This is a genomic window from Leisingera sp. ANG-S5 (assembly GCF_000813925.1).
Classification (GTDB): Bacteria; Pseudomonadota; Alphaproteobacteria; order Rhodobacterales; family Rhodobacteraceae; genus Leisingera.
The window spans coordinates 490519-512935 of sequence record NZ_JWLH01000005.1; the positions used below are offsets into that span (position 1 = coordinate 490519).

Below are 22417 nucleotides of genomic sequence, written 5' to 3' on the forward strand. Positions count from 1 at the left end.
ACATAACGGCCCCTTTCCGGTTGTCCGGGGAGGGGCGTGCCAAAGCTTGTGCAGGAAATGGAAATATTATGTGACGCAGGTTTGGATTGACCTGAATCACGTTTCCGGGTTCCGCTTGCGGGAATATGATGCACCAGATGGGGAGACCCGCCATGCAAATCAGCAGAAGCAAAGCCGCCGCGCCGAAGGTTCAGGCGCTGGCAACGGAAGTTTCCGCGCTGCAGGGACCTTGTGTCGGCTGCACCAATTGTGTCGGGCTGTGTGACGCGCTGATAGACGCGCTAGTGCTGCCGGATCTGATTCTGTCCCGGAAGCGCGGCAGTTCGTAAGGCGGACTTGCCTGCCATTGCGGTTTGATACCTCGGACAGGCGCCGGTAGGGTGCTCCTGCAGAGGTTTGCGAGGCAGTGAAAATGGCAGAGCAGGACACATTCACCCATGAAATCCGCGTGGGCTGGGGCGATTGCGACCCGGCACGGATTGCCTATACCGGGCGGCTGCCGGCCTTTGCGCTGGAGGCAATCGACGCCTGGTGGGAGCATCACCTGGACGGCGATGGCTGGTATCAGATGGAGCTGGACCGCGGCACCGGCACTCCCTTTGTGCACATGAGCATTGACTTCCGCTCGCCGGTCACCCCGCGGCACCGGTTGCTGTGCGAGGTTTGGCCCTCGGCGCTGGGCAGCAAGTCGGTCACTTTCAGGGTGAACGCGCGGCAGGACGGCAAGCTGTGTTTCGAGGGGAGGTTCGTCTGTGTCTTCATTGCGCCGAAAACCTTTACTGCAAGGCCCGCGCCGGACGATTACCGTCAGGTGATCGAGGCGCAGCTGAGGCCGGAGTGAAGGGGATCATCGCAGCCAGCCGTCAGCAAAAAACACGCCGCCAACGCCTGTAAACCTCGCCACCCTGACCAGCTCAGCCTCCAGCCGTTTGGTGCGGGCTGCTGACCACTTAATATCCTGCTCCGGCCAGACTGCAGTAACGCGCAGGAGATCCGCGTCGCGGTCCGCCTTCATGTCAATGCGGCCTACCAGCCGCGTGCCTTCCATCAGCGGAAAGACGTAGTATCCGTATTGCCGTTTGGGAGCGGGGGTGAAGACCTCAATCCGGTAGTGGAACCCGAATAGCCTTTCCGCCCGCTTGCGGTCACGCAGGGCAGGGTCGAAGGGGCTGAGCACGCGTATCCGTCCTGGCGCAGGTCCTAGTTCCGCTGCAGTGTCAACTGTCCCTGGGCGGGCGAACACCTTGCGCAGCTTGCCATCCGCCTGTTCGAATTCGATTTCTTCCAGATCACCGAGCTGCATCTGCCCGGCGCACCAGGCCTTGGCTTCTGTTGGTGAGGCAGTGTCCCAGAAAGCGGCGATTTCTCCAGACGTGGCAAAGCCCAGCCTGTCCAGCGCGGCGGAACACAGCCAATTGAGAGATGCAGCTTCATCGTAGGAGGAACTGGAGCGCAGATGTTCCTCTATCACCCGGTCCGTCAGATCATAGCGTTTCTGAAATCCTTCGCGCCCGATCACAGTCAGCGCGCCGGAGCGCCATAGGTATTCCAGTGCGGTCTTGGACGGGTGCCAGTCCCACCAGCCGCCAGAGCCATTCTTCTCATCCTTGCCGACATCGGAGGAGCTGACCGGCCCGTGATCGCGGACATGTTTTAGTACGGCTTCGAACCGCGCCTCGAACCCGTCCCGGCGCCAATTGCGCCAGCGTTTGCGCAGCAGGTCCTTGTCGCGCTCAAAACGCAGGTGCCAGTGCGGATAAAATGCCATCGGAATAACGGCAGCATCATGGGTCCAGTGTTCAAACAGCTCCCGGTCGCGCTCGTAAAGCTGTTTGAGGTTTTGCGCCCTGTAGCCTGGCCGACGCGAGAACAGGATCACATCATGGGCTCGCGCCACGGTGTTGATGCTGTCAAGCTGCACAAATCCAAGTCGTTGGATCAGCGCTAGAAGATCGCTACCCTTGGCAGGGCCTGCGGGCTTCTCCAGCAGGGCGTGGCGGTTCAGGAACAACCGCCGCGCCATGTGATTGCCAAGCCGCTGAAGCGCCATCAGCGCCGTTTCAGAGTATCGCCATAGGAAATGGTCGGGGTCAGCGTGACATGTTTTTCGATCTCAGTGTCCGGATCTTCCAACTGGGCCGCGATAATCTCTGCAGCTTTGCGTCCGATTTCCAGCCGGCACGCGTCCATAGTAGCGAGCTGCCGGGGCAAACCCTGCAACAGTTCTACACCATTGAAGCCGGCCAAACCAATCTGGCCGGGAACGCTGATGCCCTGCTCCTGAAGGTACAGCAAGCCGCCTGCGCCGATCATATCATTGGAGTAATAGAGAAAATCCAGCTCAGGGGAACGATCCAGCATGACCTGGGTCATCTCACGCCCCTTGGCAAGCGCCGAGCCGCCGGAATAGAACTCCCGGTCCTCGATCTCTACGCCTTCCTTGGCCAGCACCTCGGTGAAACCCTCGAAGCGTTTACGTGCGCGGTGGTCCAGCGGCATCTTGGTGCCCATGAAGCCGATGTGTCGGTACCCGGCCTTGAGGATAGCCTTGGCCATTTCGCGGCCAGCGCGGCGGTGGGAGATACCGACCATAGCGTCCACCGGCTTGCCATCAGTATCCATGATCTCCACCACCGGTATCCCGGCGCTGCTCAGCATGGCGCGGGCGGCGTCCGTATGTTCCAGGCCTGCGATGATTACTCCCGAAGGGCGCCAGGAGAGCATCTCGTAGAGGACTTTTTCCTCCTTCTCAGGCTGATAGTCAGTCACGCCGACGACGGGCTGAAGCTCAGTGTTTTCCAGCACCTTGTTGATGCCGGTCAGCACCTCGGGGAACACCATGTTCGAAAGCGAGGGAATGATCACTGCCACCAGGTTCACCCGGTTCGAGGCCAGCGCGCCGGCAATCTTGTTGGGAACATAGCCCAGTTCCTTGGCGGCAGTCAGCACCTTGGTGCGGGTCTTCTCCGAGACGTCGCCGCGGTTGCGCAGAACCCGGCTCACAGTCATTTCGGAAACACCGGTTGCTTCGGATACATCGCGAAGGGTGAGCGGGCGCTTGCTGTCCGTGGTCACGTTCCTGAGCCTCTTGTTTTGTCTGCCCCTAACGTTAGCGCAGACATGACTTGCTGCACAATGGAAACTGCGCGCGGCAAATCGGCTTTGGCCTGTCCCCATCCCATTGTGATCGCAGGTGGGATTTGCTATCGCGGAAAGACACGGCCCCGTGGCTCAACTGGATAGAGCAGCCCCCTCCTAAGGGGCAGGTTGCAGGTTCGAATCCTGCCGGGGTCGCCAGAGTTCTGGCGAGGAAACAGGCTGCGCGTTCCGTTTTTCCGTACTTTATCGGATCATGTTTGCACGGGCGGCTCGTGCGAGGCAGGAGGGCATGGATGCTAGTTAAGGGGATGCTATCCGGCCGCATCCGGATAGATTTTTACTAGGCATTTTTGTGGTATACGGTGGTGCCGCTGAAGGGACTCGAACCCCCGACCCCATCATTACGAATGACGTGCTCTACCAGCTGAGCTACAGCGGCACCGGCCTTGCGCTCGAAGCGTGGCAAGTGATGCTCATTTAAACTTTGCGCATTTGCCGCGCAAGTGTGGATCACACCGAAAAAACTGGAAGGCCCGTCGTGGCGCTGGGCAGTTCACGAAAGCGGGCGCGGTAAAGCTGGGAAAACCGGCCAAGGTGGGAGAACCCGCAGTCATAGGCAATGCTGCAGACCGGTGTTTGCGGGCTCCGCGACAGCATCAGGTAGCGTGCCAGGTCGAGCCGCAAGTCGCGCACGTATTCCATCGGTGTAAGGCCAAAATGCTTGCGGAACCCGGCCTGCAGTGACCGGATGCTGCAGTCTGCGGCAGCAGCTATGGCCGGGACGGAAAGCGGCTCGCCGATATTGGCGTGGATGTAATCGCGGGCGCGCCGGATCTGGCTGCTGCTCCCGGATGAGCGGGATGCCAGCAAGTGGCGAATATTGCTTTGCTGATGGGTTAACAGGCCAAGGATCAGCTGCTCTTCGATCACTTGCTGCTGTATTGCGCTCCAGCTGCCAAAGCCGGCCTGGTTTTCCGTGGCGTTGACACAGGCTGCGAACTGGCGTGCCCAGCCCTGCAAGGCGCCGCCGGACACGGGGAGCGCGGTGTCAAAGACAACAGCCTCGCGCAGGGACAAGCCGGCAGCCTGTTCGGCAAGTGAATGCAGGTCGCTCCGCCTGATTTGCAGCAGCAGCATCCGGCAATCGGCGTGCCACATCATCCGGGAATCCCGGGTCGGGTTGAGCACGGTGGCGGTGTGGCGGTCAGATGCCACCGGTGTGGAGCCATTGGCCACCAGAGCCCGGCCGCTGAGCGGCATCTGCACCAGGTAAAAATCCTGCAACTCGCCCGGGTCGATCTGCACCGTGGATCCGTAGCTGAGGTAATTGAGTGACAGGGCCTGACCGCGCACATAGTTGTGGCGGGCACCGGTTCCTCGGGAAGGACCTGCTGGCTGCAGACTGTGGTCGCAGAACTTTTGCGCCACCAGCGTGCGCACTTCGTCGATGTCGCGGCTGTGGAACTGCCGCCATGCGCGCAGCGGCTCGCGTGCTCCTGAAGACTGCGGTGCTGTCATTTCCGCAGCCTAGCACGGTTTGCAACTCAGGCAATCACGCCGGGCTGCGCTTATTTGCGCATTTTGGATAATCCTTTTCCAGCACTGCCCATAGGCTTTGGGGACGAGCTGATAAGGGAGGAACAAATGGCTCTGGATCAGGGAATCACCAAGGCCGCCGACGGATTGGGCGGTACGTCCTGGAATGTGGTTGGTCACACCTATACGCCCAAGCTGCACAGTGGGAACGCCTTTATCTGGCACGCAGTAATTCCAGACGGCACCTTCGTGCCGCCGCATGTGCATCCAACACAGGATGAATGGATAACCATGCTGAAGGGCACGCTGGACGTGGAATTTGGCGGCGATGTTTACCAGGCGGGGCCGGGTGACACCGTGCGGATGCCGATGGGCGTTGCGCATGGGATCTTCAACCGCTCCGGCATTACTGCGTCCTGTGTTTTCGGCGTAGCGCCTTCACGCAAGCTATATGACCTCTTCTGCGCCTTGGACGGCGTGACCGACCCGGAAGAACTGGTGCGATTGTCGGCTCTGCATGAGGTCGACTTCCTGCCGCCGCCGGCGGAATAAGGGAGGCGGACATGGTGAAGCAAAAAACGATCGCCGTGATCGGCGGCGGGGTAAGCGGGCTGGCCGCGGCCAAGGCCTTTGCGGAAAAGGGGCATCAGGTTCTGGGGTTTGAGCGCAGTCACGACTTGGGCGGGGTGTGGGAGCCTTCGCGATCCTACCCAGGGGTGCAAACGCAATCGCCCAAGGACCTGTATTGCTATACTGACCATCCGATGCCGGAGGAGTATCCGGAATGGCCCAAGGGGCCGCAGGTGCATGCCTATCTGCATTCCTATGCGGACAAGCACGATCTGCACCGCCTGTTCCAGCTGAACACCAACGTGCTGGAGATGGACCGGCGCCTGGACGGTCAGCCGGGCTGGCGGCTGGTGATCGAGACAGGCGGCGAGACCCGGGTGCAGGACGTCGATTTCGCGGTGATCTGCACCGGGCAGTTTTCCGAGAAGAACATCCTGACCCATCCTGGGCAGGAGGCCTTCACCGCGCAGGGCGGGGAGGTGATGCACTCCTCGGAGTACCTGGATCCCGAACACGCGCGCGGCAAGCGGGTGGTGGTGCTGGGCGGCTCCAAATCCGCGACCGACGTGGCGGTGAATGCGGCGCAGAACGGCGCCAGGCAGGTGCATCTGGTCTACCGGCAGAATGTCTGGCGGGTGCCGTATTTCGTCGGCGGCATTAACTTCAAGAAGCTGCTCTATATGCGGGCGCAAGAAGTGCAGTTCAACGGCTGGGGGCGCAGCTGGCTGCATAAGGCATTTTACGGGCTTGCCAAGCCGCTGATATGGGCGAACTTCCGTGGGTTAGAGACGCTATTGAAGCTGCAGCTGGGCTTGAAAAAATGGGATATGGTGCCGGATATTCCGATTGAAAAGGATGTCTCGTGTTCGGTGCCGATCGTGACGCCCGGCCTGTTCGAGGGTTTCAAGGACGGCTCGATCCTCCCGCACCGCACTACCTTCTCGCGGTATGAACGCGATGAAATCGTGCTGGAAAATGGCGTGCGTATCGGCGCGGACTTGGTGATTTCTGCCGTCGGCTGGAAGCTAGGTATTCCCTATCTGGCGCAGCAGCACCTAGATAAGCTGATCGAGGCGGACGGCCAGTACCGGACCTACCGGCTGGCGGTGAACCCGGATCTGCCGGAAATGGGTTTTGTCGGGTTCAACTCCAGCTTCTGCACGATTCTGTCTGCAGAGATGGTGGCGAACTGGCTGGTGCGTTATGCCGACGGCAAGCTGGCACGGCAGCCGTCGCGGGCAGACATGGAGGAAAACATCCAGATGATGCTCGAATGGCGCCGTAAGGAGCGCCCGGCGGCGCAGATCTATGGAGGGCTGTGCTCGGCCCCGTTCCATTTCAAGCATTTCGACGAGCTGCTGATGGATATGGGCGCGACGCAATGGAAACGGTCGAATCCGCTGGCCGAGCAATTTGCGCCGCCTGACGCCAGCGCCTATGGCCGCTTTCTGGCGACGGCGCCGCAATATCAGGCGGCCTGAGGCCCGCCCCTGTGCCTGCCGGAAACGGCGGGCGCACATGCTTTAGCGGTCACGCAGTTACTGCTGCGATGCGCTGCTATTCGAGTGAGGGGGGATGGTGCCCAGGAGAGGACTCGAACCTCCACGTCCATACGGACACTAGCACCTGAAGCTAGCGCGTCTACCAATTCCGCCACCTGGGCAGGTGTCGTGAGGAGGGCGTATAAGCGGAGTCGCAGGCAGCGTCAAACGGAAATTCTGCCTCTTGGGAAATTTTTCCGGAAAACGCGAAGAGTTCCGTTTTCCCATTTAAATCCAGTGCATTGGAGAACTCAGCCGGAATTTCTCCGATCTGTATTTCCGTGTGCCGGTTTGATCCTGCGCAAAGTGGCGGATCTGCAAAAGAGGCATAGGAAAGTCATGAAACAGATTGACCGCCTCCAAGCCCTTGGGCTGTTCGACAGCCGGGTGCCCCGCTACACATCATACCCGACCGCGCCGGTGTTTTCTGCAGCCGTTGGTGCTGCGGAGCAGGCCCTCGAACTGCAGGCATTGAATCCAGATGTGCCGGTCTCGGTCTATTTGCATATCCCGTTCTGCGAGCGGTTGTGCTGGTTCTGCGCCTGCCGCACTCAAGGCACCCAGACGCTGAGCCCGGTCGAGAGCTACATCGGTACGCTGGAACAGGAGCTAAAACTGGTAGCCCCGTTTTTGCCTAAGGGGCTTCGAATGGGGCGGATGCATTGGGGGGGTGGGACACCGACCATTTTGCCGCCCCACCTGATCCACCGGCTGGCGCAGGCGGTGAAGGCGGTTTTTCCGCATACTGAGGATTGGGAATTCTCTGTTGAGATTGACCCCACCATGGTGGACCGCGACAAAATTGAAGCGCTGGCCGCGGAAGGCATGAACCGCGCCAGTATCGGCATCCAGGACTTCGACCCGCTGGTGCAGCAGGCAATCGGCCGGGTGCAGCCGTTCGAGGTGACCAAGGCCTGTGTCGAAGATCTGCGCGCGGCAGGGATCAATTCGCTGAACGCTGATCTGGTCTATGGGCTGCCGCATCAGACGCAGGCGCGGATGGCGGATACGGTGGAGAAGGTGCTGAGCCTCAGCCCTGACCGGCTGGCGCTGTTCGGCTATGCGCACGTGCCTTGGGTGGCCAAACGGCAGAAGCTGATCAAGGAGGAGACGCTGCCCGACGATCTGGCGCGCTATCATCTGGCCGGGATGGCAGCGGAGAAATTTGCTGAGGCCGGGTTTGCGGCAATCGGCATCGACCATTTCGCCAAACCTGGTGACGGGCTGGAGGTTGCGGCCCGCACCGGCCACCTGCGCCGGAACTTCCAGGGCTATACAGACGATACCTGCCCGACGCTGATCGGGTTCGGTGCGTCCTCGATCTCCCGTTTTGCCGGCGGCTTCATCCAAAATGCAGCGGCGACGCCTGCTTATGTGCAGCGGGTCGAGGCCGGGCTTCTGACCGGCGCGCGCGGCCATGTGATGAGCCAGGACGACCTGCTTCGGGGCCGTGCCATCGAGATGCTGATGTGCGAGTTCCGGCTGGACCGGGTAGAGCTGCGGCAGCGGTTCGGAGATCTGGCGGGAAGTCTCGATGCGGATCTGGCTCAGGTTGCAGCCCGGTTTGGTGATCTGGTGAACCTGGATGAGGACGCGCTGGAGATCGTTCCCGAGGGCCGCCCGCTGACCCGGATTATTGCCAGCAGCTTCGATGCCCATGTGCCCGAAGGCGTGCGTTACAGCAGGGCCTCCTAATCTGAAGACGAGCCGCTCCCGCCTGTTCCTGGGCCTCTTGCCGGAGGCTCTTCGAAGTTGGGCTTAGCGCTGCGCTGGCGCACAGCTCGGACAGGCATGGAGCTTTTTAGCGCAGGGCTGAGAGTATGGCTTGCAGCCCGGCGAAGGTGCCAATTGCACTAGGGAGTGGGGCTGCATCACGGTAAGAACGGCTGGTCACGGCAGACCCGGTTCTATGAGATATTCGTTAGAAGGCGCAGCGCAGCTGCAGGGCCCAAGGTTGCCAAGGGGGCGGGCGCAGCCGGTGCACCTGCTGGCGGGGGAGATCTCCGGCAGCGTTGATGTCAGCCGTCTTTCACCAGCCTGAACCCCAGATAATCCGGTGGCAGACCAACCGCGCAGCCGCCGACGCTGGCGTCCCGGATGAAGTCGATAACCACCGCCCGGTGGCGGCCGCCGGTGATGCGGGCGCTGCAATAGGGATCGCCAAGCACTAGGCTGCCATCCTTGTTCACTTCGCCATTTTGCATGCAGCCGTCGGTCCATTCCCAGATGTTGCCGCCAAGACCAGCGAGGCCGTTGCTATTGGCACCGGGTTCGCTTTTGGGACCCTGCGCAGGCCCTGGCAGTCCGCGCAGGGTCACGCCGCGCGCATATTGGCGCAGCCAGCGCTGGGCCGGGTCCCTGTTATCCGTTTCAACAGCTTCATCACCAAAAATTTCGGCTGAGGCGAGTTGCCATTCGGCCTCGTCCGGCAGACGCCAGCGCTGGCCGGTCTGCTTTGAATACCACTGGGCATAGGCGGTTGCGTCGTGCCAGCTGACGTGTGTCTGCGCCTGTCCGCCGTCCGCCGGTGCTCTGTCTGCCTTCTTGCAGGCGCCCGCAGTCACGCAAGCGGCGTATTCACTGCCGGAGACCTGGTCTTTCATGATTTCAAAAGCCGCCACCTGGCGCTGCTGTTCAGGTGGCACCACACTTTTCCCGTTTCTGTGAAAGTTCCCGATTGGACGGTAGGCGATTGTGTCTGCTTCGATGAACACAGTTTCGGCCAGGGGGGCTGGATCCTTAACCGTCGAAAACCAAAGGCCCGGAACGCCAATGGCGGCGGCCAATCCGGCGGCAATCAGCTCAAATTTCATGTCAGCGTCCCTTCAAGCAAAAACGGGCGGCCGCATTGCGCAGCCGCCCGGTCCAGTTTCACGTCCAGCCTAAATTTAGGAGCCGGAGTATTCGGTCGGGGCGACCACCTGTTCCATAAGGTCGTTGTTCCATTCGCCTTCGACCACCACGTGTGCGGTTGCGCCAAGGTTTACCGCCTCGATCAGGTTGTGGTTCACATAGGCATAGACGCCTGGCTGCAGGAACTCATAGAGCGCTGCCCCGGCAGAGCCGCCGCGGATGAACCAGGTTTCCAGATCGCGGTCCGGCACGTTGTTGAATTTGCCGGCTTCCCAGACCAGGTCGCCGTGGCCGCCGATCAGGTGCGGCCGGCTGTCGCGGTTGGCTTGGCTGTGGACAAACAGCACTTTCTCGCCTTGCTTTGCCTTCATGGCGTTTTCGCCAGTGAGAGCGCCCACTGCGCCGTTGAAGACCACATGGCTGGGGATCAGCCCGTTCATGACTTCCAATGTATCCGGATAGCTTTCTCCGACGTCCTCATAGCGGATGTAGTCGCCGTTTTCGTCCTTTGGAATGTAGAACTCGTTTTCGCCGATGTAGTAGACGCGGTCGTATTTCACCGGATCGCCATTGTGGTCCGACAGCCCTTCGCGCGGCAGCACCATGATGGTGCCCGCCATGCCGGAGGCGACGTGCCACGGGATCATGGGGCCGCCCGGGGCGCAGTGGTAGACAAAGGTGCCTGGGCGGGTGGCCTTGAAGCGCAGCACGGTTTTTTCGCCCGGGTTCACCAAGGTCAGTGCGCCGCCGCCCAGGGCACCGGTTGCAGCGTGGAAGTCGATATTGTGCTGCAGCATGTTTTCCGGCGGGTTGATCAGCGTCAGTTCGACATAGTCGCCCTCATGCACCACCATCATCGGGCCGGGGATGGAGCCGTCAAAGGTCATGCCCTGCAGGTAGGCACCCTGGTCGACCTCGATTTCCTTTTCGACGATCTTCATTTCGAATTCGACGATCCGGGGTTCGCCGGGGGCCACTTGCTCGTGCTCATGCACGAAGGGCGGTGCGACCAGCTCGCGCTTGATACGCTGCAGGCTGGACAGGTCCACAGGCGCGGCGGCCTCGTGAACTGTGGTGCTTTCGGCTTTGGCGGCTTTGGCAAGTACAGGCAGCGCTGCTACGCCGGCTGCCCCCATCAGTGCGGCTCTGCGGGTCAGCATGATATTCTCCTTTCGGTGTCTCATATGCTGTGTTGCCCGGACTTTAGGCCTGTGGCCGGGGGCGGATATTGCTCTTGATCAACCTTCAATCAGGTTTCTCGATGTCGAGATAAGGGGCTTTTAAGATGCAGGTTTTAACACTGCTGCGGGGATTTCCAGACATTGCTGGCAAGCGCCTGAAATCCAGGTGAAGGAGTACGCACTCCGCAGGGGAACTGCCGGCAAATTTAACTGTTAAGGTCAGTTTAACGCGCCGCCTGCTATTCCGGGGATGGGTGAAAATAGTGGTGGTGGACATGAGCGCACAGAGCAATGTGGCGCCCATTATCATCAAGAAGAAAAAAGTCAGTGGTGGCGATGGCCATCACGGCGGCGCATGGAAGGTGGCCTATGCCGACTTCGTGACCGCGATGATGGCCTTCTTTATGCTGATGTGGCTGCTGAACGCGACGACAGAGAAACAACGCAAAGGGCTGGCGGATTATTTCTCGCCGTCGATTCCGCTGAGCCGGATTTCAGGCGGCGGCAATGGTGCCTTCCAGGGGGACAGCATGTTCACCGAGGATATCCAGCCGAAATCCGGCACTGGGGCAACGGACATCAATCCGGCAGACGCCCAAAAAGCACAGGGCGATACCGGAGTTGAATCCGACTATAAGCGGGAGCAGGACGACGACAAGTTCCGCGCGATAGAGGAACAGCTTTCCGGCCGCGGCGGTGAAAGCATGGTGTCGACTGCGATGGCCCGCCACATTGTCACCCGCGTCACCGACGAAGGGCTGATCATTGAGCTGTTCGCCGCAGAAAATGCACCGCTGTTCGAAGAAGGCCAGGCTGTTCCCACTGCCTTGTTCCGCGATCTGGTCAGAATGATTGCGCGTGTATCCGAAGGTGTGACCAACAATATCGCTGTTGGCGGCCACATCCGTTCGCATCCGGTGGTTCTGGCAAAGAACCCGGTCTGGGAATTGTCCCATGACCGGGCTGATGAGACCCGTCAGCTTCTCGAATCGGGTGGGCTGGCGGCGGCACGTATTGACCGGGTGACTGGCCATGCCGACCGTAAGCTGGCCGTCAGAAACCCGATGGCGGCACGTAACGACCGGATAGAAATCATCCTTTTACGCGAATAAACCGCTGAAAACAGGGGAACCGGCGGCTGGCAGATGAGTCATTTTTTATCTGTTAGCCGCCCGTTAATGGCTCCTGCGCTAGCTGTTGCATCCAGAATGATTAGATGCAGCAGAAAGGCGTGCTATGACCATTTCTTCGTCGCTGAACGCGGGCGTTTCAGGATTGAGCGCCAACGCCAGCCGGTTGGCTTCCATTTCCGACAACATCGCCAACTCCTCGACCCGCGGCTACAAGCGGGTTGAAACTGACTTCCACTCCATGGTCTTGTCCGGGTCCGGCGGCACCTACTCGGCGGGCGGTGTTCGCACCACTAATGTCCGCCTGATTGACGAGCGCGGCCCGCTGGTCTCGACCAATAATGCCACCGACTTGGCGGTTCGCGGCCGCGGTATGCTGCCTGTAGCCTCGATCACCGAGGTGGAAGCCGGCGGCAGCCCTTCTATGCTGCTAACCTCGACGGGGTCCTTCCGCACCGACTCGAACGGGTATCTCTCGACGGAATCCGGCCTGGTTCTGATGGGGTTCCCGGCGCTGGCGGACGGCACTATCCCTGATGTTGCGCGCGACACCAGTAACTCTCTGGAGCCTGTCCACATCGACCTGAACCGCCTGTCGGCGGAGCCAACAACTGAGATCAGCCTGACCGCAAACCTGCCTGCCTCCGAAACTGATCCGGGTGCAAGCGGGGACCCGGTGGAGCATGTTGTCCAGTACTTTGACAATATGGGCCGGTCGGAGGAACTGGCGATTACTTACACGCCAACGGTCGCAGTGGCGCCTGCAACGACCGGCACCAATGAATGGACGATGCAGATCGTCGATTCGGCAACCGGTGCAACAGTGATCGGCGAATACACACTGACATTTGATGACAGCGCAGCCTCTGCCGGCACGCTGCAAAGCGTGGCCACCACGACCGGCGGCGCCTATGACGCTACGGCCGGCTCAGTCACCATCACCACTGCCAGCGGCCCGGTTGAGATCAACATCGGCGTCATTGGCGAACAAAACGGGATGAGCCAGCTGGGCGACGAGTTTGTTCCAGGCACGACCGTGAAGGACGGCACTGCAGTTGGCTCCTTTGTGTCCGTTGAAATCAACGAATCCGGGGAAGTCATTGCCAAGTATGATTCCGGTGACACCCGAGTTATTTACCAGGTTCCGCTGGCGGATGTGTCGAACCTGAACGGCATGCAGTCTCTGGACTCCCAGACCTACAAGCCGACCGATGACTCCGGGGCGTTCTACCTGTGGGATGCTGGCGATGGCCCGACCGGTGAAATCCTGGGCTATGCCCAAGAGGAATCTGCTGTCGACGTAGCGACCGAGCTGACCGACATGATCCAGACCCAGCGGGCCTATTCGTCCAACGCCAAGGTTATTCAAACCGTTGACGAGATGCTGCAGGAAACCACCAACATCAAGCGCTAACGCGCTTGATGGCCCTCTGACACTGGCTTCATGAAAGCAGGCTGAAAAATGTCAATTTACTCCGCCCTAAACAGTGCGATGAGCGGCCTGTCTGCGGCCAGCCGCTCTTCGCAGATCGTTTCAGAGAACCTCGCCAATGCCCTGACACCGGGGTATACGCGCCGCGTTCTGGATCTTAATAGTCCCGGTTCCGGTGTTCCCGGAGTCCGGATTGGTGACGTCCAGCGTCTAAACGACCCGGTAGTGATTTCAAACCGCAGGGTTGCCGAAGCGGACTTTGGCGCGGCCAAGGTTCAGGCTGATTTTTTTGAACGGATGTCCGATCTGGTTGGTACCGTGGATGACGAGATGTCTCTTGCATCCCAGCTATCTGAGTTTGAGTCTTCCTTGATTGAAGTCGTATCGCGTCCGGATTCACAGCCTCGGCTGAACGATCTTTCGGTAAAGGCGGAGACATTGGCGGATTCGATTTCCCGCACGGCTGAAGGGCTGCGCGGCCTGAGGATAAACGCTGATAGTGCGATCAACAGCCAGGTTGACACGGTGAACCAGGCGTTAAAGGAAATTGAAAAGCTGAATGCCCGCATCATGGTCGTGGAAGCTGGTGGCATGGATGCTGTCTCAATGCACGACCAGCGGGACCAGCTGATCGACCAAGTGAACAAGATCATTCCAGTTAATGTTGTCCGGCGCGATAACGGGCAAGTGACGCTCTACTCTACCGGTGGGGTGATGCTCTTGGATGGCAAAGCGTCCGAGCTGAGCTTTAATCCTTCGCGGGATATCATGCCGCATATGACGCTTGGCAACGGTATGCTGTCCGGTCTTGAGGTCAATGGCAGGCTGATCGATACCAGCCCGGAGGGGCCGCTGCGTGGCGGCACGCTGACCGCGCAGTTCGAGATCCGCGATGTGACCGCCGTGGAGGCCCAGGAAGATCTGGATGCGATGGCCCGAGACCTGATCGAACGGTTTCAGGACCCGGCTTTGGATGGCACAATCGGCGTGACCGATGCCGGCATCTTTACTGACGACGGCGGCGTCTTTGATGCTTCCAATACCGTCGGTATTTCCAACCGGATCGAATTGAATGATCTGGTGTCCCTGACCGGCAGCGCGGAGACATGGCGTTTTCGTGATGGGCTTTATGCGGCGGCGCCTGGCGACCCCGGCGACTCTAGCCTGCTGCAGGCCTATTCCGATGCGCTCAACACCACCCGTACGGTGTCATCGGTTGGTCTCGGAACGTCGGATCTGACGGCAAGTACATTGAGCGCAAATCTGTTATCGCGTTTTGCGCAGGACAACGAAACTGCCGCCCGAGGCTCCGCTTTTGCGGCCACCAGCTTCAACGAGTTGAGCCAGGCGGAACTCGCACTCGGGGTTGATACTGACGCCGAACTTCAGAATCTGCTGCTGGTGGAAAAGTACTACGCTGCCAACGCACGGGTGATCTCCGTTGTCGATGAGCTTATGGAAACACTTCTGAGGATCTGACGCATGATTATTAATTCTTACGGCGATATGGCGCAGCACCTCTTTCTCCGCAGCCGCAACGCTGATCTGAAGGAAAACGTCACAACGCTTTCCGAGGAATTTGCCACAGGTAAAACTTCCAACTTGACCGAACGGCTGGGGGGAGACTTCACTTACCTGGCGGACCTGGAAAGCAATCTGAACCGGCTTGACAGCTACATGGTTACCAACAGCGAAGTGCAGCTGTTTGCCACCACTATCCAGGGCAGCCTTGAAAAGGTGCAAAGCCAAGTTCAGGCCATGCGCAATGATATCCTGACGCTGTCGCCAGCTATGGATGAGTATAACGCCGAACAGTTCGGCAGCCAGGCCAAGCAAAGGATATCCAGCGCCATCAATCTGATGAACACTTCTGTGGGTGGCCGTACCATTTTTGCTGGTACGGCAACGGATACCAAACCGCTCAACAATTCCGGAACCCTGATGGGCGCAGTTCTGACGGAAGTGTCGGGGCTGACAACAGCCAATGACATCATTCAGGCAGTCAAGGATTGGTTTGACGACCCGGCTGGTTTTGACGCGGTGATGTACAATGGTTCGGCAACTCCTTTGCAGCCGGTAACGGTGGGTGAAGGAGAGCAGGTCTCGCTGGGTATCCAGGCCACAGATCCCAGCCTTAAGCACGCGCTGCAAAGTTATGTCATCACGGCACTGGCTGACGAACCCAGCCTCGGCCTGAGCGAGGACGTGAAAATCGATCTGGTCATCGAGGCCAGCAGCGAGCTGACTGAAAGCGAAGACCGGCTGATCAAGGTACAGGCCGATGTCGGCTTTATCGAAGGGCGGCTGGATGCGATCAACACCCGGAACGAGGCTTCGAAGACCAGCCTGAGCATCGTCAAGAACAACCTGGTTTCTGCTGACCCGTATGAGACATATACCCGGCTGCAGGAAGCGCAAACACAGCTTGAGGGGCTCTACACAGTAACCTCGCGCAGTTCCCAACTTTCCCTGCTGAAGTATATCTCATGATCGGAATTCTGCGTCTCCTTATTGCTTGCCTGTTCCTGCTGCCGGCAGTGGCACAGGCAAACACCATACGCCTCAAGGACTTGGTGGAATTTGACGGTGTCCGTGGTAACGATTTGGTCGGCTATGGCTTGGTTGTCGGTTTGGACGGTACCGGTGACGGTTTGCGCAATTCGCCCTTTACCGAAGAAATCATGTCCAACATTCTGGAGCGCCTCGGCGTCAACGTGACTGGCGAGCAATTCCGGCCAAAAAATGTTGCCGCGGTGTTTGTGACTGCAACTTTGCCGCCCTTTGCCCGTGTCGGAAGCACCATTGATGTCACGGTATCCGCTATCGGCGATTCCAAGAGCTTGCTTGGCGGAACACTGATCATGACCCCGCTGAATGCGGCTGACGGGCAAATTTACGCGGTTTCCCAGGGCACGATCCTGGCGGGCGGGGCAGTTGCCGAAGGTGATGCGGCTAGTGTGACCCAAGGGGTGCCGACAGCCGGTGTAATTCCTTCAGGCGCCCGGGTTGAGCGGGAGATTGATTTCGATTTGGCTTCGCTCAGCTCAATGAGGCTGGCACTGCGCGAACCGGATTTTACGACCGCTGGGCGGATCGAGCGGGCAATCAATGCCGAATTTGGCGGTAACGTTGCACTTATGCGTGATTCCGGCACGGTTGAGGTAGATATCCGCCGCACTAATACCCGCTCAACTGCCCACGCAGTGGGGCGGATCGAAAACATCCTTGTCGAGCCGCAGCGCAAAGCGCGCGTCGTTGTGGATCAGCGTTCCGGCACGATCGTGATGGGCAGTGATGTGCGGATCTCTCGTGTGGCCGTAGCCCAGGGGAATCTGACCTTGCGGATCGAGGAAACTCCGCTGGTTGTGCAGCCAAATCCGTTCTCTGACGGCGAGACTGTAGTCGTGCCGCGCACTGGCGCGGCAATTGAGGAAGAGGAAGGCATTCAATTGGCGGAAGTTCCGGAGACTACTTCACTGTCTGAAGTTGTTGCAGGATTGAACGCCTTGGGCGTTTCGCCACGGGACATGATCGATATTCTCAAGAGCCTGAAGGCGGCCGGAGCCCTGCATGCGGAATTCGTGGTTCGCTGACCCAAAGTACTGAAGGTGAAAACTGGCCCGGCCCCTTACAAAAAGGGCCGGGTTTTTATTGTCAGCTGCTGTCGCACGCAGCCGTAGTTGGTGAGGAGACCGGCTGGAAATGGCTAGTTGAACTGTATTGCTCACCGGGACTTCGGGCATGTCGCAGACAGAGTGCAATGCAGGGTTTATCCCAAAGGACGTTGGAGACTGAGTGACGAATCCGGGTTCGCACGTCTGCAACATGCTGGAACTGCTGTGGTAAACTTGCCCGAAGGCTACTGGCTTGGAAGCAGTGTCCCTGGCAAGCAGAGTGTTTACGGGCGTAATAGAAAGCCGCAGGTGCTGCTGCTCCGGCCGTAAAAATCGCCGGGCACTGCAGGTGCCCGGCATTTCCAGTCGTATTTTATTAAGTCTTAGGGGTAATAGCTGCGCACCAGTGCCGTGGCGATCAGGCTCCAGCCATCTGCGACAACGAAGAACGCCAGTTTGAAGGGCAGGGAGACGATGGCAGGAGGAACCATCATCATGCCCATCGACATCAGGATCGCGGCAACGACGAGATCGATGACGAGGAAAGGCAGAAAAACCAGAAAACCGATCTGAAAAGCGCGGGCGATCTCAGACAGCAGGAAACTCGGCACCAGCGCCGAAAGTGGCGCTTCCGGTACCGGGTCAAGGCCCTGGGTTTCCGGCCTGAGATCCGCAATTGCATAGAAAGTATCCGGATCCAGCCGGTTGGCCATGAATGCCCGGAACGGCTCCAGACTGCGGGTAATAGCCTCACCTGGTTCCAGCCGCTCTTCCAGAAGCGGGTTGATTCCGGTGGTCCAGGCTTCAGTGAAGACCGGCTCCATCACGAAATAGGTCAGAAAAAGAGCCAAGCTGATAATCAGCATGTTGGGGGGCGCCTGCTGCAGGCCGATGCCTTGGCGAAGGATCGACAGAACTGTCACCAGGAACGGGAAGCAAGTGATCATGATCAGAAGGCCAGGGGCCAGACTGAGCACCGTAATCAGAAGGATCAGCTGGATTGAGCGGGCGGAGATTGACTGCCCGTCTGCCAGCGAGAGGCTCAATTCTTGAGCCAGGGCGGTGTGCGGCAAGGCCAGCAGAAGCACTGAGACCAGAGCCGCCCGCACAAATGTCGTATGTGTCATCCCAAACCGCTTTGCAGATCGGCAATTTCCGTCAGGCGCACGGCCAACTGGCCTGCTTGGTCACCTTCCAGCTCTTCCAACTGGCCGCGGGCAACCAACCGGTCACCGACATATAGATCCACCGGGTCTTCGACGCGTTTGTCCAAGGTCAGGATGGCATTTTCGCCGAGGCTGACCAGGTCGCGGATCAGCGGCCGGGCCTTGCCGACCGAGACGACCACTTCGACCGGAACTGAAACGAAAGGGTTGCTTGCGTCAGCGGATTTCATGTTGAGATCGGCAGCATCATCCATAGTGGCTGTCCTCATTTGCGTGATAGGTAAAGGCCTCAATCGAGTCCTGGATCGATTCGAGAAGGGCATCGCAGTTGATCTCGCACTCAGCGCTTCCGACTCTCAGATAGGCTTGGCCTGCAGACAGCACGCCGTCCTCCTTTACAGTCACCGGCACCGAGAAATTTTCCGGTAGTAGGCTGCGCACCGCAGCGCTCTCGCCAGGAGCCACCACGATCTGCATCGGCTGGTCTGTCTGGCCCTTGGCCATGCCTGCTAGCTGGTCGACAATGTGGTGCCCGAAAGAGGCCGCCATCGTGTCAGGCAGTACCGCGCTGGTTAGCACCTTAAACATCGGATCCAGCGAATCGAGCAGCTGGTTTTGCGCTTCTTGATAAGTGAAATTGAGGTCTTCCAGCGAGCTGGCCAGTTCGGCAGAAATTCTCGTGTTCTCCTGATCCTTGGCCGTCACCGCGTCATCCCAGCCAGCGCTGTAGCCATTCTCGAAAGACGCGAGTCGCTGTTCCTCGATGAGTTCCTCGGAAATTGCAGGTGCAGCTGGCTCCACCAATGTTTTCATTCCGAAATCTTCAAGCAAGTGTGCAATTGTCATCAGGCCTGCTCCTTATTTTCTTCCAGCCATCCGCGCAGAATCTGAACCGTTTCTTCCTGCCGTTCACCGATTAGGCTGCGCAGGCGATCGACGGGATCATCCGTGCTGCCGCCCAGAGCCGGCAGGCCGACGGCCCCCATCATGTCACCAGTACCCATTGCCGGCAGTCCGCCGAGAGGCTCAAACTGGCCGGTTTCGTTATTCTCAATTTCGCCATCCAAGGCCAAGCCGGCACCCAAGTCTGGCGCGGTCATGAAGCCATCTCCGCCCATTCCGGGAAGGCCAGGCAGGGCATCGGGACCCGCACCAGGGGCAGGAAGTGCTGCTGCCGATGCTCCCTGGTTCGACAGGATCGGCCGAACAACAAAAAGGCCTAGGATCAGGCTAACGATGGCCAGCGCTGCGATTTGAACCAGAGACATGGCGTCAAAGTTGAGCGTGTCCAGGAAAGAAGAGGTCGCCACAACACCCTGCGGTTCCACGGCAGGCAGTTCCATCGACTTGAGGGTGATTACGTCGCCCCGGTTTTCATCGAAACCGACGGCTGCTGAAATCAGCTCCCGCATTGCTGCGAGTTCTTCTTCCGGGCGCGGCTGGAATACTGTTTCCCCTGCGTCGTTAGTGGCGGCGGTGCCATTGATCAGAACGGCAACGGTCAGGCGCTTAATCGCGCCGGGGCCGCGCAGAATTTCTTTTTCAGTTTCCGAGATCTCGTAGTTGATTCGCTCCCGGGTCGCGCTGGTGTTGGCTTTGGATCCCTGGCCCGACGCGGCGTCGCCATCGGGAATATTTGAAGCAACCGTGACTTCCCCGGACTGGTTGGTAGAGGAATCTGCGCGTTCTTCGACATCGGTGCTGACCGCGACACGGCTTTTGGGGTCCACCAGTTTTTCACGGATCGATTCGGTATCGGTGACGGTTTCCACGCTCACCTCGACAACGGCATTGCCCTGGCCAACGCGGGCTTCAACCAGCCTCAAAACCCGCTCGCGAATCGTCTGCGAGCGGTCATCCGTTCCGGCGCCCGCCGCTGCCGTCGCGTCCGTCGAACCGATCAGAGCGCCATTGGCGTCGATCACGGCCACATTGTCCACGGCCAGGCCGGTAACGGCAGAGGAAACCAGGAAACGAATTGCATTGGCCTGAGCTGGTGTGATCGGCGACCCCAAGGGCACAATTGATACGGATGCCGTGGGTTCAACAGTGCGCTGAAAGGGGTTCGATCCGGTATTGGCAATATGCACCCGAGCCTGGCTGACATGCGGGCTGGCAACAATGGTACGGGCCAGTTCGCCTTCTTTCGCGCGCCAATATGCTGCATCGAACATCTGAGAGGTTGTGCCGAACCCGCTAAGCGAATCAAGCAGTTCGTAACCTTTGCCGCCGTTGGCCGGCAGTCCTTCACTGGCCAGTGTCATGCGAAGTTCGTCGCGTTGCGTGGACGGTACGTAGATAGAGCCGCCGCGCACCTCAAATTGAGTGCCGCGCTGCTCGAGCGACCGCACCACATCTCCGGCCGAGCCGCTTTCCAGCCCGGCATAGAGCAGTGTCATTGTTGGCTTGCTTGCCACATGGGACATGGCGATGACGCTAAGAATCATGATTACCGTGGCCCCCACGGCAATCAGACGCTTCCGCATGTCCATTTCTGCCCAGACATTCTTGATCTGCTGCACATTAACCTCCGTCGCACCGGCGTTCTCTCCGGCATGCAACCGTTTTGACGGATCGGCCTTAACATTCGGTTAGTTCCTCGCAGGTTATGAAGAGGCTGCACGACGTTTTAGGGATAGCCATGACAGATGCTGCAGTAGATATCGAAGCAGATGCCCCGGCCAAGAAAGGCAAATTGCCCCTCATCATTGGGGCGGTGCTGGCTTTGGCGGGCGCGGGCGGCGGATTCTTTGCCGTTCAGTCAGGCCTTCTTCCCTTTGGTCAGAAAGCGGCACCAGAACCGGTGCACGCGGCCGAAGTGGCGCCAGAAGGCGTGGACACGGGCGAGACGGCGGAGGATATCGCCAATCTCGCCTTTATCGAAATGGACCCGATTGTGATTACCCTGCGCAAAGCCAGCGGTTTGAGGCATTTGAGGTTCCGTGCGCAACTTGAGGTCGGCCTGGCGCACCAGGCTGAGGTCGAAAGAGTCCTCCCGCGGGTTGTCGATGTCCTGAACAGCTACCTGAGAGCACTGGAGCTAGAGGATCTTTCTGATCCGATGGCGCTGCCGAAACTGAGGGCACAGATGCTGCGGCGGATCAATATTGCCACCGGCCAGGGCCGGGTGCGTGATCTGCTGATTATGGATTTCGTACTGAACTAGGAGGACAGGATGGACATTATTGCTGATATCCTGCTTGCAGCCGGAGCGCTGGGCGCCGGATTCTACTGTCTGGTGCTGTCGCGCCGGCTGAAGCGGTTCAATGACCTGGAAAAAGGTGTGGGCGGTGCGGTTGCCGTTCTGTCCGCACAGGTGGATGACCTGAACAAATCGCTGCAATCGGCCCAGCAGGTGTCGGACGGATCCAGCAAGGCGCTGCAGCAGCTGACGGGCCGAGCCGAATCGGTGGCCCAGCGGTTGGAGCTTATGATGGCTTCCATGCATGACATTCCCGACACAGGCGCTGCACCGGCTGCGGCCGCAACTGCAGCGGAGGACGAGGCGATGGCAACTGCCTATGAAGCTGACCCGCAGCCCGCTGCCGAGACGCAGGAAGAACCCAAATCTTCCGGCTTGATGTTTGTGCGTCACAACCGCAGCCAGAACCGGGTGGCGTGATGGCGAAGGCGGTAAAGAAGACCAAACGCTTCAGGCGCAGCGGAACGCTGATGATGCTAGCTCTGCTGCTGATGGGCTCTGCTGTTGTGCGGTTGGGGCTTGAAGCAGGACCGGCTATCGCTCGAGAGGTGGCGAGCCTGAACGAAAGTGGCCAGAAAGAGGCCGCGCACAAAGGTGAGCCGCATCGTGATGCAATGCCTACCTCTGCAGAACTGCAGACCATGCTGGCTGCGTTTCAGCAGAGGGAAGAGGTCTTGGCCGCCCGGGAGGCGGAAATCCAGGACCGGATGAAAGCGCTGGAAATAGCCGATCAGGCAATCGAGAAGAAACTGGCCGCTCTGGAGCAGGCAGAAGAAAACCTGCGCGCCACCTTGGCGCTTGCGGATGGTGCGACAGAGGCGGATGTAACCCGGTTGACCACGGTCTACGAGCAAATGAAGCCTAAAGAAGCATCCGCGTTGTTTGAGGAAATGGACCCGGCCTTTGCGGCTGGTTTCCTGGCCCGGATGCAACCTGAGGCCGCAGCTGGAATCATGGCCGGTCTCAGCCCTGAAGCCGCCTATACTATCAGCGTGGTGCTGGCCGGCCGCAACGGTTCCGTGCCCAAGGAGTAACTTGGGCACGCGGGCTTAGTCTTTCCTTAGGAAGACTCACCTAAACTAATAAAAACCAA

23 protein-coding genes and 3 tRNA genes are annotated in these 22417 nt (G+C 59.3%); 14 read left to right on the plus strand and 12 right to left on the minus strand.

What is annotated here, in order from left to right; all coding sequences use genetic code 11:
• The first annotated feature begins 152 nt into the window (after nt 1-152).
• The gene (locus RA25_RS22990) at nt 153-329 is read left to right on the plus strand and encodes a hypothetical protein (protein ID WP_019295250.1); all 177 of its coding nucleotides are present in this window, start codon (nt 153-155) and stop codon (nt 327-329) included.
• Nucleotides 330-412: 83 nt separating this feature from the next.
• Nucleotides 413-841: an acyl-CoA thioesterase gene (locus RA25_RS10645; RefSeq protein ID WP_039172123.1), complete on the plus strand. Its 429-nt coding sequence runs from the start codon at nt 413-415 to the stop codon at nt 839-841.
• 6 nt (nt 842-847) lie between these two features.
• Here RA25_RS10645 and RA25_RS10650 read toward each other — a convergent pair whose 3' ends face one another.
• Together RA25_RS10650 and RA25_RS10655 are read right to left on the minus strand one after the other, a co-directional pair.
• Nucleotides 848-2050, minus strand: a complete 1203-nt coding sequence (locus RA25_RS10650; RefSeq protein ID WP_039172125.1) for a winged helix-turn-helix domain-containing protein — start codon at nt 2048-2050, stop codon at nt 848-850.
• Entirely contained in the window at nt 2050-3075 is a 1026-nt protein-coding gene (locus RA25_RS10655) for a LacI family DNA-binding transcriptional regulator (protein WP_019295247.1), read from the minus strand. The genes RA25_RS10650 and RA25_RS10655 overlap by 1 nt, the downstream gene beginning before the upstream one ends.
• Nucleotides 3076-3220: 145 nt before the next feature.
• Here RA25_RS10655 and RA25_RS10660 point away from each other — a divergent pair.
• Nucleotides 3221-3297, plus strand: a tRNA-Arg gene (locus tag RA25_RS10660).
• A gap of 165 nt (nt 3298-3462) precedes the next feature.
• Here RA25_RS10660 and RA25_RS10665 read toward each other — a convergent pair.
• Together RA25_RS10665 and RA25_RS10670 are read right to left on the minus strand one after the other, a co-directional pair.
• A tRNA-Thr gene (locus RA25_RS10665) sits at nt 3463-3538 on the minus strand.
• 71 nt (nt 3539-3609) lie between these two features.
• Entirely contained in the window at nt 3610-4617 is a 1008-nt protein-coding gene (locus RA25_RS10670) for an AraC-like ligand-binding domain-containing protein (RefSeq protein ID WP_039172128.1), read from the minus strand.
• Between the two features lie 126 nt (nt 4618-4743).
• Between RA25_RS10670 and RA25_RS10675 the strand changes: the two genes are divergently transcribed.
• The gene (locus tag RA25_RS10675; RefSeq protein ID WP_039172131.1) at nt 4744-5187 is read left to right on the plus strand and encodes a cupin domain-containing protein; all 444 of its coding nucleotides are present in this window, start codon (nt 4744-4746) and stop codon (nt 5185-5187) included.
• Nucleotides 5188-5198: 11 nt separating this feature from the next.
• Complete coding sequence (locus RA25_RS10680) at nt 5199-6686, plus strand: flavin-containing monooxygenase (protein ID WP_039172132.1); 1488 nt, start codon at nt 5199-5201, stop codon at nt 6684-6686.
• 95 nt (nt 6687-6781) lie between these two features.
• Here RA25_RS10680 and RA25_RS10685 read toward each other — a convergent pair.
• A tRNA-Leu gene (locus RA25_RS10685) sits at nt 6782-6868 on the minus strand.
• A 217-nt stretch (nt 6869-7085) separates the two neighbouring features.
• Here RA25_RS10685 and hemN point away from each other — a divergent pair.
• On the plus strand, nt 7086-8441 hold the full coding sequence (gene hemN / locus RA25_RS10690) for an oxygen-independent coproporphyrinogen III oxidase (RefSeq protein ID WP_039172134.1): 1356 nt from the start codon (nt 7086-7088) through the stop codon (nt 8439-8441).
• A gap of 323 nt (nt 8442-8764) precedes the next feature.
• Here the strand turns inward: hemN and RA25_RS10695 are convergent, their stop codons facing one another.
• The 3 genes from RA25_RS10695 to RA25_RS23100 all read right to left on the minus strand — a co-directional run bounded on the left by RA25_RS10695 (nt 8765) and on the right by RA25_RS23100 (nt 11057).
• Nucleotides 8765-9559: an SUMF1/EgtB/PvdO family nonheme iron enzyme gene (locus tag RA25_RS10695; RefSeq protein ID WP_039147632.1), complete on the minus strand. Its 795-nt coding sequence runs from the start codon at nt 9557-9559 to the stop codon at nt 8765-8767.
• A gap of 75 nt (nt 9560-9634) precedes the next feature.
• Nucleotides 9635-10759, minus strand: a complete 1125-nt coding sequence (nirK, locus tag RA25_RS10700; protein WP_019295241.1) for a copper-containing nitrite reductase — start codon at nt 10757-10759, stop codon at nt 9635-9637.
• 85 nt (nt 10760-10844) lie between these two features.
• Nucleotides 10845-11057: a hypothetical protein gene (locus RA25_RS23100; protein ID WP_206539686.1), complete on the minus strand. Its 213-nt coding sequence runs from the start codon at nt 11055-11057 to the stop codon at nt 10845-10847.
• On the opposite strand from RA25_RS23100, the gene RA25_RS10705 reads away from it, so the two are divergent.
• From RA25_RS10705 to RA25_RS10725, 5 genes are all read left to right on the plus strand, one after another.
• On the plus strand, nt 11056-11892 hold the full coding sequence (locus tag RA25_RS10705) for a flagellar motor protein MotB (RefSeq protein WP_039172136.1): 837 nt from the start codon (nt 11056-11058) through the stop codon (nt 11890-11892). The genes RA25_RS23100 and RA25_RS10705 overlap by 2 nt on opposite strands.
• A gap of 124 nt (nt 11893-12016) precedes the next feature.
• The gene (locus tag RA25_RS10710) at nt 12017-13324 is read left to right on the plus strand and encodes a flagellar hook protein FlgE (RefSeq protein WP_019295239.1); all 1308 of its coding nucleotides are present in this window, start codon (nt 12017-12019) and stop codon (nt 13322-13324) included.
• Nucleotides 13325-13372: 48 nt separating this feature from the next.
• Entirely contained in the window at nt 13373-14821 is a 1449-nt protein-coding gene (flgK, locus tag RA25_RS10715; RefSeq protein ID WP_039147637.1) for a flagellar hook-associated protein FlgK, read from the plus strand.
• A gap of 3 nt (nt 14822-14824) precedes the next feature.
• Entirely contained in the window at nt 14825-15832 is a 1008-nt protein-coding gene (locus RA25_RS10720; protein WP_019295237.1) for a flagellin, read from the plus strand.
• A complete protein-coding gene (locus tag RA25_RS10725) occupies nt 15829-16935 on the plus strand; it encodes a flagellar basal body P-ring protein FlgI (RefSeq protein WP_019295236.1) in 1107 nt (368 codons plus the stop codon). The genes RA25_RS10720 and RA25_RS10725 overlap by 4 nt, the downstream gene beginning before the upstream one ends.
• A 404-nt stretch (nt 16936-17339) precedes the next feature.
• On the opposite strand, the gene fliP is transcribed toward RA25_RS10725, so the two are convergent.
• From fliP to fliF, 4 genes are read right to left on the minus strand one after another with little or no spacing between them, the layout of a single operon-like run.
• Nucleotides 17340-18083 carry a flagellar type III secretion system pore protein FliP gene (gene fliP / locus RA25_RS10730; RefSeq protein WP_019295235.1) on the minus strand — a complete coding sequence of 248 codons (744 nt, stop codon included), beginning with the start codon at nt 18081-18083 and terminating at the stop codon, nt 17340-17342.
• Complete coding sequence (locus RA25_RS10735) at nt 18080-18376, minus strand: FliM/FliN family flagellar motor switch protein (protein WP_019295234.1); 297 nt, start codon at nt 18374-18376, stop codon at nt 18080-18082. Before RA25_RS10735 ends, fliP begins: the two co-directional genes overlap by 4 nt.
• The gene (locus RA25_RS10740; protein WP_019295233.1) at nt 18369-18968 is read right to left on the minus strand and encodes a hypothetical protein; all 600 of its coding nucleotides are present in this window, start codon (nt 18966-18968) and stop codon (nt 18369-18371) included. Before RA25_RS10740 ends, RA25_RS10735 begins: the two co-directional genes overlap by 8 nt.
• Nucleotides 18968-20644, minus strand: a complete 1677-nt coding sequence (gene fliF, locus RA25_RS10745; RefSeq protein ID WP_029204724.1) for a flagellar basal-body MS-ring/collar protein FliF — start codon at nt 20642-20644, stop codon at nt 18968-18970. Before fliF ends, RA25_RS10740 begins: the two co-directional genes overlap by 1 nt.
• A gap of 119 nt (nt 20645-20763) precedes the next feature.
• Between fliF and RA25_RS10750 the strand changes: the two genes are divergently transcribed.
• The 3 genes from RA25_RS10750 to RA25_RS10760 are packed head-to-tail and all read left to right on the plus strand — an operon-like array spanning nt 20764 to nt 22358.
• The gene (locus RA25_RS10750; RefSeq protein ID WP_019295231.1) at nt 20764-21288 is read left to right on the plus strand and encodes a flagellar basal body-associated FliL family protein; all 525 of its coding nucleotides are present in this window, start codon (nt 20764-20766) and stop codon (nt 21286-21288) included.
• 9 nt (nt 21289-21297) lie between these two features.
• Nucleotides 21298-21744 (plus strand): hypothetical protein, encoded by a 447-nt coding sequence (locus tag RA25_RS10755; RefSeq protein ID WP_019295230.1) that lies wholly within the window; start codon nt 21298-21300, stop codon nt 21742-21744.
• Nucleotides 21744-22358, plus strand: coding sequence for a MotE family protein (locus RA25_RS10760; protein WP_019295229.1), 615 nt, complete (start codon nt 21744-21746; stop codon nt 22356-22358). Before RA25_RS10755 ends, RA25_RS10760 begins: the two co-directional genes overlap by 1 nt.
• The last annotated feature ends 59 nt before the right edge of the window (nt 22359-22417 follow it).